This window comes from Pseudoalteromonas sp. S8-8, assembly GCF_000497875.1.
Taxonomy (GTDB): domain Bacteria; phylum Pseudomonadota; class Gammaproteobacteria; order Enterobacterales; family Alteromonadaceae; genus Pseudoalteromonas; species Pseudoalteromonas arctica.
This window is the reverse complement of sequence record NZ_AUTR01000062.1, coordinates 1-17446: the sequence shown is the minus strand read 5'-3', so window position 1 is coordinate 17446 and position 17446 is coordinate 1. Positions and strand designations below refer to the sequence as shown.

Below are 17446 nucleotides of genomic sequence, written 5' to 3'. Positions count from 1 at the left end.
CGCAAAAAAGCAAAACTAGAACGCGCAAGCAAACGTATTATTGAACGCCACCAATCACAAGATGGACTGGGCGAAGAGTTGATAACTCAGGACTTAAAACAAAAAGAAAAGCTGGATAGAAGTGCAGGTAAAATCACCGAGTTTTTAGCCACTCACGAAGAGAAAACAGGCAGTAAAGGCAAGCCTGTTAAAAGTAATATCACTGACCCAGATAGTGCGAAGATGACGACCTCAAAAGGGACAATTCAAGGCTACAACGGCATCGCGATAAACGATGATAAACATCAAATCATCCTGCAAGCACAAGCGTGGGGCTCAGTGGGCGAACAACAAACTTTACAGCCAGCCGTTGCACAATTAAAACAGCAGCTTGCTAAACTCAATACAGAAAAAATGGCAGATAAACACACCATCAAATTTACCGCAGACAGTGGGTTTAACAGCGAAGTAAATCTTGAGTTTATGGCGCAAAGTGGGTTCGATACCTACATTGCGGATAACCAATTTAGAAAACGAAATCCGCTATTTAAAGACAGCGAAACATACGAAACAGAGCAAGAAAAACGGCGACTAAAACGCAGCAAAGGCAAGCCTCGGTTATTTACCTCAGACGATTTTCATTATGATGAGACAACGCAAACATGCCGCTGCCCTGCAGGCAATGCCATGTGGCGAAGCGGGGTCAATGTAAACAGCCATAACCAGCAATACACGCGATTCTGTGGTTACTTAAAAGACTGTAAAACATGCCCGCTACAGCAGCAATGCATGCGAAAACCACCGATAGAAAGAGGACGACAAGTGCAGTTTATAAATAATGAATCGCGCAAAAAGCTGAGCTATGTCGATAAGATGAAAGTTAAAATAGACAGCCCAATCGGACGACGACAATACAGCAAACGGCTCGGCTGTATTGAACCGGTGTTCGGGAATATTACAGTGAACAAAGGCATGAATAAATTGACCTTACGGGGTCAAGCGAAAGTAAATGCGCAATGGCAATTGTATTGCCTTGTTCATAATATAGAAAAGCTGAAAAATACGATACATTAAAAAGGGGAAGCCCTTTTAACCTAAATTAAAGCCACTCAAACACCCGTAATCCCTTCCAAAACGCCAATTAAAACAATATCAAACACTTCTATATTCTGCATAAAAATATAGTAATCAATTGAACCAAAATAGGAACTCAGCTATGGTTTGTTTATCAATAAAAACAAATTTAAAAACGAGTTAATCTACAGGCTCGTTAGCACTATCAGAGGTTCTATTGAAAGTTGAGAGTATTCGAGAATGCGAAAACGGTGAGTTTGTAGCAGATATACACCTTGAAAATGGTGAGCACTATTTCACAACCGAATACTTTTCTACTTTTAAAAAAGCAGATGAATGGGTTACACCTTGGTGTGAGTGGGCGAATAAAGTTTCTTTTGGGACTATCGATAGCGTTTATTATATTATTCAGGTACCAGACTCTTGGGCTGGACCACCTAAAAATGCACACCCTTTACATGGGCTATTTATAAAGATTGGTAGATCTAAAAATGTACTCCAGCGTTTACAAAATTTACAAACTGGTACGTATGGCCAATTAATTATTGGCGCATTAGAACCAGGAGGCTCTGCTAGAGAGGCTGAATTACACCAAAAGTTTTCTCATCTAAGAAGACAAGGCGAATGGTTTTCTTGTAATGAACCTCTTTTTAAACATGTTTTTCGTACATGGTATAAAAATAAAATGCTTCCTCCTGAGCACCAAGAGAAAATGCAAATACTTGCGCAGCGTAGTAATGATTACCGTATTATGCGTGATCTAATTGGTGGAGCACCTGATACAGTAAATCCATCGCTTGACGATGAATGGCACGGAACAACTTTTGTAGATCTAGTATATAGTTCTTTGGCAAAGTCGTTAAAATAGTGCTAACAAGACGATCCAATAAGGACAAAAAACAGTTAGTTTTGCTCCAGCGTGAATTACAGTGACACCCAATCTAAATCTTGTAATGCTTTAAAAACGCTTAGGGTTAATTAAAGGAGATCATTTTTTAATTGAATTTGGCTGTTGGAGTTATTTTACAGTCTCGTTAGTTGCCAAGGATAATAATGAGAACATTTCAGCTTTTAGGTTTTATACTTGCGATTGTTGGGTTTATTTTAGGCTACGTGATGCTAGCCCCAATTGATGGTGAAGCATCCGACGCTTCAGCAGGAGGTACAGGCATAGGCATTATGTTTATGGTGTTACCTATACTTGGTTGGTCTGCGTTAATATTAGTGCCCTCTTCAGTAGCATTGTTCAACCATGAAGTAAGAGAACGCACTTATTTCAGAGGCAATTTTTGGCTAAACCTCTGGAAAGTAAACCTAGTTATTTCTTTTGGATATATTGCCGTTGTACTATATTTTGCTTACATATGGTTTAAGGGCAGCATTGGCAATTAATAAGACTTTAAATGCCTAATACCTTTAATTCATTCTTACCTACTAACATCTAACCCAAGCTAAGCACTAACAACCATCAGGTTTAACACCATTAGCATTAAACCTGACAGCCCAAACTCCCTAGCCAACGTTAATTAGTTGGCATTAAATAGATTTCTCGTACGCTGTTGCGCTGGTTTGCTTCAATAGCAAACAATACCGCGTCGGCTACATCTTGCGGGTCGAGTTTGTCGGGTTTAGCTTCATCAAAAAACGGGGTGTTTACCATACCTGGTGCTATGGTTGTGCAGCGGCCGTTCCACTCACTCATTTCCTCAGCTAAGTTTTGTCCAAAGCCATAAGCAAACCATTTAGTTGCACCGTAAATAGAGCCACCAATTGGCTTACGGCCAGCGGCAGAGCTGGTTAATATAAAGTGACCTTTGTTTTGGCGTAAATGCGGCAGGGTTAATTTTGCAGTCCACAGTAGGGCTTTAATGTTTATATCGATCATGGTTGACCATTCATCTGGGTCACCTTTTTCGGTGCCTGCGGTTGAAACACCCATACCCGCGTTAGCAAAGGCTACATCTAATCGGCCAAACTTTTCAATGCCTTTGGTAACTACGTTTTCAAGCGCGGTAAAGTCGGTTGCATCTGCGGCTACGCTCAGTGCGTTATCTGATCCTAGCTCGGCAACAAGTTGGTTAAGTTGCTCTTCTCTACGGGCGGTTAATATAACTTTATGACCGTTGTTTACTAAGGTTTTTGCCGTTGCTTCACCAATGCCACTAGAAGCGCCGGTTATGAGTACTATTTTCTCTTTTGCCATGGTTTTTTCCTTATTAACAAATGAATAAAGGCGCAGCTCAATGTGCGCCATGCAGTTATTGGGCTATGTCAAAATTGACTGATAAATCGTCAGCTTGCGTTAGGCTAATTTGTTTTAGTTGATAAATATTAAAATCAGCATCTACTTGCTCTGCATCGTCTATGTGTGCGCTACACGTATAAGCAAGTTGATAGTCGCCTGGTGTTATGAATGCGAGTTCAAATTCGTATTTATTATCGTCTGCATCAAATACAACATTGGCAGTAGCTAACGGAGCGTTATCAGGCGTTTGGTCATCTATTTCATGAATATCTGTTGGGGTTTGTGCCTGCGCAGAGTAAAGGTAAACAGCATGGCCAAATGATGAATCATCAGCGGCAAGATCAATGTTGTCAGTCTCGCAATTGTTTATAAGTGTTTGGCTTACAGTGCCTTCAATATCTTGTGATTCAGAAAGGTTTTGTAAACGCACACCGCGAGGTTTTAAAAATACTTCGTTATTATTTTGTGGATCAACTAACGATTTTTTTAAATCAAACTCTAATACAAACTCGTTGTCGGTTTGATTGAGTGTAAAGCCATTTAGCTGTATTTCACCCACGCCATCATTACCTTTTCTTTTTACGATAAGCGGTGCAATGCTGCCGTCTTCGTAAACTACGTGAGATGTTAAACTAAGGTTGTTTGTGTCGCCGTTTATTACTTGCGCGCGGATCCACGAATAATCACCTGCAGGTACTTCTTGATCATCAAGTAATTGAAAAATATCGTCGCCCGTATAGTCTAGTAAGTTGACCATTTGCGCTAAGGTGGCATCGTTTTTAGAACGAGTTTCAAAGCTAACTTCTTCACCTTCTTGGGCTTTAATTGTTATTGAATCAAATACAACGTTAACTTGTTTTAAACCAGTGACTGGAGCGTCGGAAATTCCTAAGCTAAAAGTGGTTTTATCACTTGTTTGCGGTGGGGTTGTTTCAGCATCATCATTTGATGAGCCGCAGCCTGCTAAGGCAAAAATAATAGCGCTACTTAATATTGTTGATTTAAAGTTCATGGTTGTTTCCTCTTATTTGATTTGTTAAGTGTATGTATTTAACCCTTAACCTAAATTGAATTAAAAATATGAGGAGTTAGAACTTTTAACATGATGTTTTAAAACGTTTTTAATTTCATCGATTTAATTGTTTTTTACTATATACTCGCGCCACTTCTTTTGAAGTCGGTTTTATTAGATTTAACCATTATTTTGCTGAGTTTCAGCCACATTTATCGGAACAAACATGAAAGATAAACTCTTAGCGTTTTGGCAAAGCCATTCAGAAACAATCATCACTTTAGGATACAAAGTGATTTTAGCGTTGGTGATTTTAGTTGCGAGTGCCTTAATTGCACGCTCGGTTAAAAAAGCGATTAAAAACTCTAAATCGCCATTAAAAAGAGTGGATAGTACGCTGCTTCCTCTTTTATCGAGTATTGCTGGTTATTTAGTTTATATAATTGGTGGGCTATTTATTTTAGATATTTTTGGCGTTAATACGGCCAGTTTAATTGCGCTAATGGGTGCTGCTGGTTTAGCGATTGGTTTAGCCCTTAAAAATACGCTGAGCAATATTGCTGCGGGTATTATGCTGCTAATACTCAGACCTTTTAAAATAGGCGACTTTGTTGATGCCAGTGGCACGCTTGGTACTGTGAGTGAAATAAACCTATTTACCACTATTTTTAAAACCACCGACGGTCTTTATATTGCATCGCCTAACGGCAAAGTATGGGGTGGCAATATTAAAAACTTTACCCGTAATGGCAAAAGACGAATGGATATAGTGGTGGGTATTTCGTATGCCGACTCTATTGACGTTGGCTTAAATGTACTTAAAGAATTAGCCGCATCAGAGAGCCGATTACTCGCAGAGCCAGCCCCTAAAGTAATGGTAACTTCAATAGGCGAAAGCGCAGTAAATATACAATTACGTGCGTGGGCTGTTAATGGTGATTATTGGCAAACTGTGTGGGATTTAAATAAACGTGTTAAAGAAGCTATTGAAGATGCTGGGCTGAGTATTCCGTTTCCGCAGCGTACGCTGCATATATCTGAGTCTATGGCGTCGGCAATAACTGTTAACAAAGATGCTTAAATATGTATTAACATAAACATAAGCACAAATAAAAATAGCGAGCCTTGGCTCTCTATTTTTGTATTAGCCTTTGTGTAGGCTGAGGGATTAACCTTCTAATTGAAAGTCGTACACTGAGCCTAAATTAAGTAGCTGCGTTAGCTCATCAAGTGCTTGGTAGCTCTCGGTGAGTAGGGCTGAGTCTGCAAAGTCACTTGCGCCTAATTTGTCGCGGTAGTTACGTTTTGCCCAGTCACACAGTTGTGTGTATTTAGTATCAGTTAAAATAACCTCTGGGTTTACTGCAGCAAGTTCTTGCTCGTTAAGGGCTACACGTAAACGCAAGCAAGCTGGGCCGCCGCCATTTTGCATACTTTGGCGTAAATCAAAAAACTGTACTTGGTTTACTGGGTTATCAGCCATAATCATTTCTTCAATGTAGGCGTTAACCGCGCTGTTGCGTTTACATTCTTGTGGTGCCACTAACAGCATTGAACCATCTTCAAGGCTCACTAGCTGGCTATTAAATAAATAACTACTTACAGCGTCGGTAATGCTTACTTTATCGGTAGGTACTTCAATAATATAAAATTCTTTATTGCCCACATACGCTTCGCGAATATCTTGCAATGCCAAAGCTTGGTTTAAAAATGCTTGCTGGTGGCACAGTAATACGTTGGCGTTACCTACTGCAATTACATCGTTATGAAACACGCCTTGGTCTATTACGTCTGGATTTTGCTGTAGTAAAATTTGGCTTGAATCTTTTAGGTTATGTAAGCGACAAATTGCTTCTGAGGCTTCGAGTGTTTGCCTTGCAGGAAACTTAGCTGGTTTTGGTAATTGGCTGTTAAACGCACTGGCACCAAATACAAACATTTCAAGGCCTTGCTCGCCGTGGCTGTCACAAAAACGAGTATGGTTTGCTGCTCCTTCGTCGCCAAAAAAGCCTTGGTCGGGCAAATGGGTATGATGCGCAAAGTATTTGTCGTTGTTAAACATCGCTTTTAATAAGCGTGTAGTGGTTGCAGGCTCTAATGAACGATGAAACTTATTATTTAAATTAGCTGAAGTAAAATGTACTTTGCCGTCGGTTGTATCTGGAGATGGCGATACCGTAGCTGCATTGGCTGTCCACATTGCAGACGCTGAATAACACGCGCGTAATAAAATAGGATCTGCTTTAAATGCTTTATGAATTACTTGTGCATCGTTACCGGTAAAGCCTAAGCGGCGCAGTACGTTTAAGTCGGGGCGCGCATGAGGGGCAAATACACCTTGAGTTAGGCCTTTGTCGTGCATGGCTTTCATTTTTTCAAGGCCTTGAAGCACTGCCTCTTGAGGATTTGAAAAGCTTGCTGCGTTATTTAACGAGGCAACATTACCATACGATAAACCAGCGTAGTTGTGAGTAGGGCCAACTAAGCCATCAAAATTAACTTCCAAAGCGTGCATACACGTTCCAACTAAAATTTTTCAATAGGGTGCAACAATACAACGCAATAGGGTTGCTTGCAAAGTTATAAACGCAGTGTTTTTACTAATTTTTTCGATGTTTTTAAATGTGTGATTTTTGTAGGGAGCTTCGTTTTTATATCAGGCGGCTAATAAGTAATTAAATAAGGTTTATTCATAAATTTCATAGTGTGCAAAAGCTTAGCCTAAAGTAGGTTTATACATTTAAGCTTTATGCCAAGCCTTTACACAATACGATGCTACTTAACATAGGCGCGTTCTTTATCAGCGGTAGTGCGGGTATTTGTTGGATCATTAACTTGCCAAACGCTAATGTCTAAACGCCATAAAAGGTAAAGGGTATGGTATAAATTGAACATGGTTTTTCCTTGGTATTTTCACTGAACACATCAGTTTATAGGAAGAAGTATGCCAACATTAACTTGAATATTTTATGAATAGAAATCAGTTATTTAGTATTTAAGTGTAAATACATACTTAAGGATTAGCACCAAAGAGGTGAAGTATTACTAAAAGATGCACCAACGTGGTGTGTTTTTAACAAAAAGCCCTGCAACTATTAGGTCACTTAAATGTGCAAGGCTTTTTAAAAAATACAGTCACTCAAAAAGTAAATTAACGGCCTACTTTTCCTTTTACTAAAGGCTCGAACGACATTACTTTAAACTTACCGTGGCTTTGATTTTTGCCATTATTAAGTACAGGCGAATTATGTAAATCGTCAACGGTAAAGTATATTTTATGATCCGCTCCGTAACTAAAACCATCAGGCCAGCTCAAACGTTCGTCTTTAAATAATACTTCGTAGTCGCCAGTGGGTTTAACTACGCCAATTGCGCCATTGGTTATGTCGGTTACATATACGTTACCGCCGCCATCAACAATAATACCGTCTGAAATTGGCTTAGTGCCGTAACGCGTAACTTTGTCTTCAAGCGCTTTAGCCGGAAGGCTCTCGTTATTTATATCGCTGGTGGCAATGCGGTAAACCGACGTGCCCGACATAGAGCCAAAGTAAAGCCAGTCTTCGTTAGGGTCAAGCGTAATAGGGTTAACACCTAAGCGGGCAGGTTGTCCGCCAAGGCTCATTGTGCGCCCATCAATAACCATATCGATATTTTCGGCAGTGGTGTAATGGCTATTTTGTAACACTCTGCGTGCGACACCTGTTTTAAGGTTAACCGTAATAATAGCGGCTTGGCTGCCTTGGGCTGTGTCAGCAATGTATACAACGCCATGCTTATTATCGATGACTAAATCGTTTAAAAACGAGGTGTCGGTAATGGTCGGTTTAGCCAGATAAATAATTTTATGCAGTTGCTCTTTGTTTGTATCCCAACCTACTAAGCGCCCAGCGTGATCGGGCCCTGAAGTGTCAAGCATCCATAAAACGCCATCGCTTGATACGTTTATACCAAGTACATCGTAAAAACCTTTACCGTTATTGTACGCGTATGCCCATTCTTCATTAGGGTAGGGCTTAGTTGTACCATCGCTTAAAAGCTCCATAATTTTTTGCTTTTGGCCAAAAAAACCATGCACAGATAAAAATTTCCTGCCCGATGGGGTAATAGCAATGTTACCCGGTGGGTGCTGCGCATCAAAAGTGGCTACTGTTTTTAAATCAGCATTTTGATTAGCAGTATTAGCAGATACAGCGTTGCTACCTAAAAGTGCCGTGCTACACGCCGCAGCTAATAGTAATTTTTTAATATGAGTCATTTTTAAAACCTTTTAAAACACGTTTATTGTTTAAAAATTAAGAGCCTAATCGGCTAAGTCGTTTACTACTAAATCGAGCAGCTGCATCAACTGCTTCGCTTGTTTTGCATCTACACTATCAAATTTACATAAAATATTTTTAGGAATATCGGCTGCTTTTAACTTAAGTGATTGGCCATACTGGGTTAGCTGCACTAGGCGTTTGCGTTTGTCGTGCTCATCTTTAATAACAGCCAGTAATGATTTGTCGCTCATTTTTTTGAGTATTTGGGTCATAGCACCGCCATCTATCGCGGTTTTATCTATTAGCTCTGCAATTGTTATTTCGTCTTGCTCCCACAGGGCCATCATTACTACGTATTGCGGGTAAGTTAAATTTAGCGCGTTTAAAGGCTCGCGATACGCACGCACAATGCTGTTAGATGCCATGTATAACCGATGACATAACTGATTTTTTAACTTTAATTGCTCAAACGCCATAACGTTATCCTTTATTTCGATACATGCTATTTTAATTTGCATGCAAAGTATTTGCAATCTCTAATTACTTGATCTATTATTTTGCACACAAACTAAATTGATTGATATTTTAAAACTTTGGAGTTCATTATGAATGTATTACAAAACGTAGCTTACACAGCAAAAGCAACTGCAACTGGCGGCCGTGAGGGCGTAGCTAAATCTGATGATGGTCGTTTAGATGTAAATTTATCAACACCTAAAGGTTTAGGCGGAGACGACGGACAAGGCACTAACCCAGAGCAATTATTTGCCGCAGGTTATGCAGCATGTTTTATTGGCGCACTTAAATTTGTAGCAGGTAGCGAAAAAATAGATTTACCAAGCGACACACATATTAATTCTGAAGTGTCTATTGGTGCTATTGAAGGCGGTTTTGGTATTGCGGTAAAACTAGCTGTATCACTAGGTGATATGGATAAAGCTGCAGCGCAAACGCTTGTAGATAAAGCACACCAAGTATGCCCATATTCAAACGCAACACGTGGCAATATTGAAGTAGAGCTTTCAGTTATTTAATAACTAAATAAAGAAAAGTTATAAAAGCACACAACGACAATTAGTCGTTGTGTGCTTTTTTGCGTTTAAGGCATAAAAATTAAATATACGATAAAACGCATATTCACTATTCCATATGTTGTTATTTTGTTTTATTGTGTATGCATAAGCACTGTGAGGACAGTATGGAACAATTCAACCCACTTCAATTTTATAAATGCCTAGCGGACGATACACGTTTAAAAGCAATGCTGCTAATTAGCCACGAAGAAGAGCTGTGTGTATGCGAGCTTGTTGCTGCACTTAAATTAAGCCAACCTAAGGTATCTCGCCATTTAGCACAGTTAAGACAATGCGGATTATTGAGCGACCGTAAACAAAATCAATGGGTGTACTACAGTATTAACAAAGCACTGCCAGAGTGGGCTAAAAATGTATTAACGCAAACGCTTACTGCTAACTCTTCATTTTATCAAAACGATTTAACGCGCTTAAACGCTATGGGTAATCGCCCTGAACGTGCAGCTAGCTGTTGTAACTAATAAATTAACTTATTAAAGGTATTAATTATGACTATTAAAGTAGGTATTAACGGTTTTGGCCGTATGGGACGTTTAACACTGCGTGCAGCAGTTGATTGGCCAGAAATAGAGTTTATTAAAGTAAATGATGTAGCGGGCGATGCTAAAACACACGCACATTTAATTGAATTTGACTCAGTGCATGGCCGCTTAGCACAACACATTACCAGTGATGAAAACTCTTTTAGTGTAGGTAAACACACGATTGCAGTTACCAACAACAAAACCATAAATGAAACTGATTGGTCAGATTGCGATGTAGTAATAGAGGCCAGCGGTAAAATGAAAACCACTGAGCTGTTAAATCAATATTTAGCGCAAGGTGTTAAGCGCGTTGTAGTAACGGCTCCTGTGAAAGAAGACGGTATTTTAAATATAGTAATGGGTGTAAACGATGACCTATATAACCCAAGTGAGCATAAAATTGTTACAGCTGCTTCTTGCACAACTAACTGTTTAGCGCCAATAGTAAAAGTACTCCAAGAAAAAGTGGGCATTAAACACGGCTCAATGACCACTATTCACGACATTACTAATACCCAAACGATTATAGATGCACCCCACAAAGACCTACGCCGTGCACGTTCGTGCGGTACTAGTTTAATACCAACCACAACAGGTAGTGCAACGGCTATTACGCATATTTTTCCTGAGCTTAAGGGTAAATTAAACGGCCATGCTGTGCGTGTACCTCTTACTAACGCATCCATTACTGATTGTGTTTTTGAGCTTGAGCGCGGTGTTACACAAGATGAAGTAAACACTTGGTTCAAAAATGCTGCAAATAACGAGCTAAAAGACATTTTAGGCTACGAAGAAAGACCGCTTGTATCTATAGATTACAAAACAGATCCACGTAGTTGCACCATAGATGCGCTTTCAACTATGGTAATTAACAACACTCAGCTTAAATTATACGCTTGGTATGATAACGAATGGGGTTATGCAAACCGTACCGCTGAGCTAATGCTTAAAGTTGCACAAAGTGATGTGGTTTAATCTCGTTTAAAAAGGTTTAAATTCATGCTTGTGCAGTTAGCTAATTTACCAAGCTCTATAAAACAATATTTAATAATTACCGGTAATTACTGGGCATTTACCCTTACTGATGGCGCACTAAGGATGCTGGTGGTGCTGTATTTTCATCAGTTGGGTTATGGTGCATTTGCAATAGCCATGTTGTTTTTGTTTTATGAAATTTTTGGGGTGATCACCAATTTAGTAGGTGGTTGGCTTGGGGCATATTTAGGGTTAAACAAAACCATGAATGTAGGGCTTGGGCTACAACTTGTAGCTTTAGCTATGCTTTGCGTGCCTGGGGATTGGCTAACCGTTGCCTATGTTATGGCAGCGCAAGCACTGAGCGGTATAGCTAAAGACTTAAATAAAATGAGCGCAAAGAGCGCCATTAAGTATTTAGTACCACAAGACGATGCAGGACAAAGCCAATTATATAAATGGATTGCCATACTTACAGGCTCTAAAAATGCGTTAAAAGGAGTGGGCTTTTTTTTAGGTGGCTTGCTACTTACCGTATTTGGTTTTGTGGGGGCATTAATAAGCCTAATTGCTTTACTTAGTGTTGCGTGGGTTATTAGTTTAATTTTTTTAAAAGGCGATATTGGTAAAGCTAAAAACAAACCTAAGTTTAAAGAATTATTTTCTAAATCGCGGGCAATCAACTTACTTAGTGCAGCGCGTTTATGCTTGTTTGCGGCGCGCGATGTATGGTTTGTGGTTGCATTGCCGGTTTACTTAGCCGCTCAGTTTAACTGGGATCACTGGTGGGTAAGCGGCTTTATGGCTTTGTGGGTTATTGCGTATGGATTGGTGCAGTCGCAAGCACCGCGTATAACAGGGCAAAGTGATTCAAACTCACATTCAGTCAAAAAAGCGTATTGGTGGGTTGCTCTATTAAGTGGCGTAACTGGCATTTTAGCGTTGTTGATGCAATTTGATGTAGCGGTACATTTTACGCTTGTAATCGGCTTACTTATTTTTGGTGGTGTATTTGCTGTAAATTCATCGCTGCATAGTTACTTAATAGTAAGTTTTGCTAAAAACGATGGGGTGTCGCTCGACGTTGGCTTTTATTATATGGCCAATGCGATAGGGCGTTTGCTTGGTACGGTGCTTTCTGGCTGGGTTTTTCAGGTATATGGGCTCAGTGCGTGTTTATGGGTAAGTGTGTGTTTATTAATTGCAGCCTCAATTACAACGGCACGTTTGGCTAAACTTTAAAAAACTCAACGTATTGTATTAAATTCAATTTGTTTAACGATATTCATAGCTTCGTTGGTTAGATCTACTAAACTGTATCAGTAGTTTTAATTTAAAGGGTGTGATGAATGCGAGAAATATCGTTAGCAAAAAAGTTACTCTGGCTAAGTGTCGGTAGTATATTTATAACTGTACTAGTGCTATCAGGCATTTTGTGGTGGCAGTTATCATCAAGTAATAAGCAGTTAGCGACCAAATCCGAAGAGTACATTATTGTAGAAGTAGAAGAAAAGCTTAATGCTCATGCGGCTGGATACGGAGAAAAAATTGCTGGCTTTATTAATGAAGCTTACCGTGTTCCTTATTCATTAGCGGCATTACTTGGCGATGCAGCAAAACAAAACACTTTAGACCGAGATACAGTTGTCAGTATAAATAAAGCGGTTTTAGAACAAAACACTCTCTTATCATCTATTTATTCTCAATTTGAACCAAACGCTTTTGATGGGCAAGACTCTCAATATCAACAAGGGTATAAGCATTCAGTAGATAGTGCTGGTACGTTAGAGGTATACATAACTCGCGATCAAAAAGGTGTAATTGAACAACAAAAAGTAGCGAATGCCGCCGATAAATACATAACAACGCTTAATGAGTTTGGTATTCGTGAAGCGCAGTGGTATTTGTGCGCAAAAGACACACTTAAGCCTTGTATTATGGAACCGTATTTATACGAAATCCCATCGGGCGATTCGGTAATGCTAACTTCGTTAACCGTGCCTATTTTAAAGTCAGGCCAGTTTATTGGTTTAGCAGGCGTTGATTTAACTCTACCAACCTTTCAAGTAATGACTGAGCAGCTTTCTAAGCAGCTTTACAATGGTCAAGCTAAAGTAACCTTATTAAGTGATTTAGGTTTAGTTGTAGGCAGCAGTCATTATAAATCTAAATTAGGGCGCCCAATTAAAGAGGCTGTTAGTTCTACTATATTTAATGATATTGAAAAGTCTAAAGGGCAAAGCGGTATTTTTAAAACAAATAGTGAATATTTAGTAAATTATCCAATTGATATAAAACTAGCAAACACTCAGTGGTCATTAATCATAGAAGTACCTACAGACCTAGCACTTTCAGGGCCTGAAGCGCTAGAAAAAAACATGCAAGAAACAGCAGCATCACTCGGGTTTATTATTTTAATTACAGGCTTAATAATTGCTGTGGTTGCTTTTGTTATTATGAAATTAGTAATTGCAGGTGTAATAGCGCCGCTACAACAAATTCAACAGCGGGTTGATAACCTCGCAAGTTCTGAGGGTGATTTAACGCATACATTGCATGTTGATAGCCACGCAGAACTTATTGCATTAGCTGGTGGGTTTAATCGATTTTTAGCAAAACTACGTGATTTAATTTCTGAACTAAAAGCGGTGTCTGAGCAAACTAAACAGCAAGGCGAAATAGCACAACACATCGCTATTGATACTAAGCATAATGTTCAATCTCAATTTCAAGAAATTGAAAGTGTGGTAACGGCTATGAACGAAATGAGCGCAACAGCACTCGAAGTCGCCAGAGCATCAGAGCAATCAGCCCAACAAGCCGATGAAATAAATAGCTTGGTAGTAAGCAGTGAGTCGAGCTTATCGTCAGCGATGACACAAGTTAAAACGATGTCTGAAGAAATTAAAGAAGCAAACCAAGCAGTTGAAAAAGTCGCTTCGCGTAGTAAAGACATTACGCAAATATTAGATGTAATTCGTACTATTTCAGAACAAACAAACTTACTTGCACTTAACGCAGCCATTGAAGCTGCGCGCGCAGGTGAGCATGGGCGAGGCTTTGCCGTTGTTGCTGATGAAGTACGTGCACTTGCTTCTAAAACGCGTTCATCAACAGATGACATAAGCCAGTTAATTGATAGTTTATTATCTGAAGTAGGTAACGCATCTACCGTTATTGAAAAAGGCGTAGTACGTGCACAAAATGCCGTTGATGAAACATCGGTAGCTTTTGATGCTCTGCACAGTGTTGTTGTTAAAGTTGATGAAATAACCAATCAAATTACACATATTGCCACCGCTGCTGAAGAGCAAAGCTTAGTGACTGAAGAAATAAACCGTAATTTAACGCTTATATCTGATGCCGCATCGCAGCTTGCTGACTTATCTACACAAGCAGGGGATAGCAGCGAAGCGCTTAATGCACTTGTTGCCCAGCAAGATAATGAGCTAAATAAGCTTAAAACGTAACTTATAAATTAAGTTTTAAGCACAAAAAAATGGCCAGTTAATACTGGCCATTTTTATTTAGTAAAATAAGTATAACTTGTTGAGAATGCTCGATAACTGCTATTTATAACTTTTTAATCAACATAAACATTTGGTTGATCATTGGCTCAGCAAATTGATCTACATTAGGACGATTAAAATAACCGCGTAAACCTGTAAATTGCACCTGAAAAAAGCGCGCATATTCAACAGCGGTCAACGTATTACTTAACTCACCTTTGTTTATTGCTTGTGTAAACAACTGCGTTAAATAAGCTTCAAATTGAGCGGTTAAATCTAAGCTTAGCTCATATAGGTTTGAGTCTTTTTCTGCAAACTCGCTGTTTGCTTTAACCAGCATACAAATAGCGCTTGGGCTGCAATCTTTTGTTTTAATGACCACATTTTCAACAAATGCACGTAACCCACCAAGTACTGTATCTGCACTTGATAGAAACCCCTCTATTTGGGTTTTCATTTGTACTGTGTAATCTTTCAGCGATTCGCAGTATAGCCCTTCTTTAGAGCCAAACGCAGAGTAAATACTACCCGGGCGCATATTAACGGCTTCTTGTAAGTCACGCGTTGAGGTTGCATGAAAACCTTTTTGCCAAAATAGCTGGCTTGCAACGCGAACTACATTATCGCGTTCAAATTTAACCTTATTAGCCATATCATTCTCAATCAATTTGAACATTTGCTCAATTTTAACTTGAACAGTCGCTCAAAATCAAATACTATGTGTCTCGAAGTTACTTAAAACTATTAATTATTAGGAGCTAACCATGGCCGAATTTACTTTATACACTCAAGAAAACGCACCAGAAGAAGCAAAACCGTTACTAGCTGATTCAGTAGCAGCATTTGGTATGCTTCCTAACTTACATGCAGTAATGGCTGAAGCACCAACATTACTTAAAGGTTACCAAGTACTGCATGAGCTGTTTCAAAAAACATCATTCAATGCAGAAGAGCTAACAGTAGTATGGCAATCAATTAACGTTGAGCACGCATGTCATTACTGTGTTCCTGCTCACAGTGGTATTGCAGCGGCAATGAAAGTTGATCAAGGTGTTGTTGATGCACTTGTAAACAAAACACCACTTGAAAACCCTAAGCTAGAAACTCTTCGTGAAACTACACTCGCAATGACACGTGAACGTGGCGTGATCAGCGATGAGCAAATCGAAAAATTCTTTGCAGCAGGTTACGGTAAGCAACAACTACTTGAAATTATTGTAGGCTTGTCTCAAAAAGTAATGAGCAACTACACTAATCACCTTGCTGATACACCAGTAGACGCTGCATTTAAAAAATATGTAAAATAAATACGATTTTATAAATGACAAAAGGCAGCCTAGGCTTAATGCCGATCAGTTAAGAAATATTTAACGATCCATTGACCGATCTTCTGGTTAGTTTATAAAGGCTTCTGAATTTATTCAGGAGCCTTTTATTTTGCAACTCACTACCGCACTTTCTCTAGCCAATAGCTACGCACCCAATTCAGAAGGCTTAGGTCAACTGAGTGATTTTTTATGCCCTGAGTTTATCAAACAATGCGCAGAAACCGCAGGTGTCGCGACGATAAGGAAAAGAAGGCTTCCTGTTGAGATGGCCGTTTGGACAGTCATTTGTATGTCGTTTTATCGTGAAGACCCACTGTGGAGTATTGTCAGTAAATTAGGGCTCGCTTTACCAGGTAAAAAAGAACTCGTTGCGCCCAGCGCGGTTGTACAGGCTAGGCAGCGGCTTGGGGCTGATGCCGTTAAACAGGTTTTTGAGCAAAGTCAGCAAATGTGGAATGCTGATGCGAACCATCCCACATGGTGCGGGCTATCACTACTGGGTGTTGATGGTGTCATTTGGCGCACACCGGATACTGCTGAAAATCAACATGCATTCTCCATGTGGAAAAATCAGTATGGTGACACGGCCTTCCCTCAGGTTCGCATGGTGTGTTTGATGGAGTTAACTAGTCATTTATTAATGGGGAGCGCCTTTGATAGTTGTCGTACTAGTGAAATGGTGTTGGCTGAAGACTTAATCGAGGCAACACCCGATAACTCACTGACGTTATTTGATAGAGGCTTCTATTCTCTAGGCTTACTCAATCGTTGGCATCATGCTGGGGTAAATAGGCATTGGCTTCAACCGATGAGAAAAGGCACGCAATATGAAATTGTTCGCTCTCTAGGTCGTCAAGACAAACTCATCAAGCTAAAAGCAACAGCACAAGCGAGAAAAAAGTTCGACGATTTACCAGAGAGCATTGAAGTTAGGCTAGTCACAAAAACGGTTAAGGGGAAAGAGGTGAATATACTCACTTCATTAACAGACCCAATGCGTTTCCCTAAGGCTGAAATTGTTGACCTCTATAGTGATCGGTGGGAAATTGAACTTGGTTATCGAGAAATGAAACAAACCTTACTGAATAGTCACTTTACGCTACGCAGCAAGAAACCTGAGATGATAGCGCAAGAATTATGGGGCGTAATGTTGAGCTATAACTTGCTCCGATACCAGATGGTGAAAATGGCGCAGAAAAAATCTGGGATATATGCAAAACACCTGAGTTTTACGACGTGTGCTATTAGTATTATTAACCTTATTCATACAATGTTTATAGAAAATGCAGGACGGATACCTAAATCAATAGAGCAATTACAAGCTCAAGTTGAATATCACATATTGCCGATAAAACGGGAGCGGGCGTATCCGAGGTGTGTGAAACCAAAACCCAGTAAATACCCCAATAAAAAAAGCCAGTCAGCTGTTAACTGACTGGCATTA

17 protein-coding genes are annotated in these 17446 nt (G+C 39.6%); 11 read left to right on the top strand and 6 right to left on the bottom strand.

The features are described from left to right. From L659_RS01000000123085 to L659_RS0118950, 3 genes are all read left to right on the top strand, one after another. Nucleotides 1–1053 (top strand): transposase (locus L659_RS01000000123085; RefSeq protein WP_024589690.1); only part of this gene is annotated, 1053 nt, incomplete at its 5' end. A gap of 217 nt (nt 1054–1270) precedes the next feature. Further along, complete coding sequence (locus L659_RS0118955) at nt 1271–1921, top strand: GIY-YIG nuclease family protein (RefSeq protein ID WP_024591548.1); 651 nt, start codon at nt 1271–1273, stop codon at nt 1919–1921. A 185-nt stretch (nt 1922–2106) separates the two neighbouring features. Next, entirely contained in the window at nt 2107–2445 is a 339-nt protein-coding gene (locus tag L659_RS0118950; RefSeq protein WP_024591547.1) for a hypothetical protein, read from the top strand. A gap of 130 nt (nt 2446–2575) precedes the next feature. Here the strand turns inward: L659_RS0118950 and L659_RS0118945 are convergent, their stop codons facing one another. Continuing rightward, nucleotides 2576–3256 (bottom strand): SDR family oxidoreductase, encoded by a 681-nt coding sequence (locus tag L659_RS0118945; protein ID WP_024591546.1) that lies wholly within the window; start codon nt 3254–3256, stop codon nt 2576–2578. Nucleotides 3257–3311: 55 nt separating this feature from the next. Then, a complete protein-coding gene (locus tag L659_RS0118940; RefSeq protein WP_024591545.1) occupies nt 3312–4310 on the bottom strand; it encodes a DUF4382 domain-containing protein in 999 nt (332 codons plus the stop codon). A 226-nt stretch (nt 4311–4536) separates the two neighbouring features. On the opposite strand from L659_RS0118940, the gene L659_RS0118935 reads away from it, so the two are divergent. Continuing rightward, nucleotides 4537–5391 carry a mechanosensitive ion channel family protein gene (locus L659_RS0118935; protein WP_024591544.1) on the top strand — a complete coding sequence of 285 codons (855 nt, stop codon included), beginning with the start codon at nt 4537–4539 and terminating at the stop codon, nt 5389–5391. An 87-nt stretch (nt 5392–5478) separates the two neighbouring features. Here the strand turns inward: L659_RS0118935 and astB are convergent, their stop codons facing one another. From astB to L659_RS0118915, 3 genes are all read right to left on the bottom strand, one after another. After that, nucleotides 5479–6825: an N-succinylarginine dihydrolase gene (gene astB / locus L659_RS0118930; RefSeq protein ID WP_004334492.1), complete on the bottom strand. Its 1347-nt coding sequence runs from the start codon at nt 6823–6825 to the stop codon at nt 5479–5481. 636 nt (nt 6826–7461) lie between these two features. Continuing rightward, on the bottom strand, nt 7462–8568 hold the full coding sequence (locus tag L659_RS0118920) for an L-dopachrome tautomerase-related protein (RefSeq protein ID WP_024591543.1): 1107 nt from the start codon (nt 8566–8568) through the stop codon (nt 7462–7464). 45 nt (nt 8569–8613) lie between these two features. Further along, nucleotides 8614–9048 (bottom strand): MarR family winged helix-turn-helix transcriptional regulator, encoded by a 435-nt coding sequence (locus L659_RS0118915; protein ID WP_024591542.1) that lies wholly within the window; start codon nt 9046–9048, stop codon nt 8614–8616. A gap of 129 nt (nt 9049–9177) precedes the next feature. Between L659_RS0118915 and L659_RS0118910 the strand changes: the two genes are divergently transcribed. The 5 genes from L659_RS0118910 (at nt 9178) to L659_RS0118890 (ending at nt 14635) form a co-directional block, all read left to right on the top strand. Next, nucleotides 9178–9606, top strand: coding sequence for an organic hydroperoxide resistance protein (locus tag L659_RS0118910; RefSeq protein ID WP_024591541.1), 429 nt, complete (start codon nt 9178–9180; stop codon nt 9604–9606). A 164-nt stretch (nt 9607–9770) separates the two neighbouring features. After that, entirely contained in the window at nt 9771–10127 is a 357-nt protein-coding gene (locus L659_RS0118905; protein WP_024591540.1) for a metalloregulator ArsR/SmtB family transcription factor, read from the top strand. A 27-nt stretch (nt 10128–10154) separates the two neighbouring features. Next, nucleotides 10155–11165 carry an ArsJ-associated glyceraldehyde-3-phosphate dehydrogenase gene (locus L659_RS0118900; RefSeq protein ID WP_024591539.1) on the top strand — a complete coding sequence of 337 codons (1011 nt, stop codon included), beginning with the start codon at nt 10155–10157 and terminating at the stop codon, nt 11163–11165. Nucleotides 11166–11189: 24 nt separating this feature from the next. After that, entirely contained in the window at nt 11190–12407 is a 1218-nt protein-coding gene (arsJ, locus tag L659_RS0118895; RefSeq protein ID WP_024591538.1) for an organoarsenical effux MFS transporter ArsJ, read from the top strand. Nucleotides 12408–12514: 107 nt separating this feature from the next. After that, nucleotides 12515–14635, top strand: a complete 2121-nt coding sequence (locus L659_RS0118890; RefSeq protein WP_024591537.1) for a methyl-accepting chemotaxis protein — start codon at nt 12515–12517, stop codon at nt 14633–14635. A gap of 103 nt (nt 14636–14738) precedes the next feature. Here L659_RS0118890 and L659_RS0118885 read toward each other — a convergent pair whose 3' ends face one another. Continuing rightward, nucleotides 14739–15326 carry a TetR/AcrR family transcriptional regulator gene (locus L659_RS0118885; RefSeq protein ID WP_024591536.1) on the bottom strand — a complete coding sequence of 196 codons (588 nt, stop codon included), beginning with the start codon at nt 15324–15326 and terminating at the stop codon, nt 14739–14741. A gap of 112 nt (nt 15327–15438) precedes the next feature. Between L659_RS0118885 and L659_RS0118880 the strand changes: the two genes are divergently transcribed. Beyond that, on the top strand, nt 15439–15981 hold the full coding sequence (locus tag L659_RS0118880; protein ID WP_007586212.1) for a carboxymuconolactone decarboxylase family protein: 543 nt from the start codon (nt 15439–15441) through the stop codon (nt 15979–15981). A gap of 130 nt (nt 15982–16111) precedes the next feature. Continuing rightward, nucleotides 16112–17437, top strand: coding sequence for an IS4 family transposase (locus L659_RS0118875; RefSeq protein ID WP_024589914.1), 1326 nt, complete (start codon nt 16112–16114; stop codon nt 17435–17437). The last annotated feature ends 9 nt before the right edge of the window (nt 17438–17446 follow it).

Coding starts and splice junctions, on each gene's coding strand:
- L659_RS0118950 (WP_024591547.1), top strand. CDS start 2,107: ATGAGAACATTTCAGCTTTTAGGTTTTATACTTGCGATTGTTGGGTTT.
- L659_RS0118945 (WP_024591546.1), bottom strand. CDS start 3,256: ATGGCAAAAGAGAAAATAGTACTCATAACCGGCGCTTCTAGTGGCATT.
- L659_RS0118940 (WP_024591545.1), bottom strand. CDS start 4,310: ATGAACTTTAAATCAACAATATTAAGTAGCGCTATTATTTTTGCCTTA.
- L659_RS0118935 (WP_024591544.1), top strand. CDS start 4,537: ATGAAAGATAAACTCTTAGCGTTTTGGCAAAGCCATTCAGAAACAATC.
- astB (WP_004334492.1), bottom strand. CDS start 6,825: ATGCACGCTTTGGAAGTTAATTTTGATGGCTTAGTTGGCCCTACTCAC.
- L659_RS0118920 (WP_024591543.1), bottom strand. CDS start 8,568: ATGACTCATATTAAAAAATTACTATTAGCTGCGGCGTGTAGCACGGCA.
- L659_RS0118915 (WP_024591542.1), bottom strand. CDS start 9,048: ATGGCGTTTGAGCAATTAAAGTTAAAAAATCAGTTATGTCATCGGTTA.
- L659_RS0118910 (WP_024591541.1), top strand. CDS start 9,178: ATGAATGTATTACAAAACGTAGCTTACACAGCAAAAGCAACTGCAACT.
- L659_RS0118905 (WP_024591540.1), top strand. CDS start 9,771: ATGGAACAATTCAACCCACTTCAATTTTATAAATGCCTAGCGGACGAT.
- L659_RS0118900 (WP_024591539.1), top strand. CDS start 10,155: ATGACTATTAAAGTAGGTATTAACGGTTTTGGCCGTATGGGACGTTTA.
- arsJ (WP_024591538.1), top strand. CDS start 11,190: ATGCTTGTGCAGTTAGCTAATTTACCAAGCTCTATAAAACAATATTTA.
- L659_RS0118890 (WP_024591537.1), top strand. CDS start 12,515: ATGCGAGAAATATCGTTAGCAAAAAAGTTACTCTGGCTAAGTGTCGGT.
- L659_RS0118885 (WP_024591536.1), bottom strand. CDS start 15,326: ATGGCTAATAAGGTTAAATTTGAACGCGATAATGTAGTTCGCGTTGCA.
- L659_RS0118880 (WP_007586212.1), top strand. CDS start 15,439: ATGGCCGAATTTACTTTATACACTCAAGAAAACGCACCAGAAGAAGCA.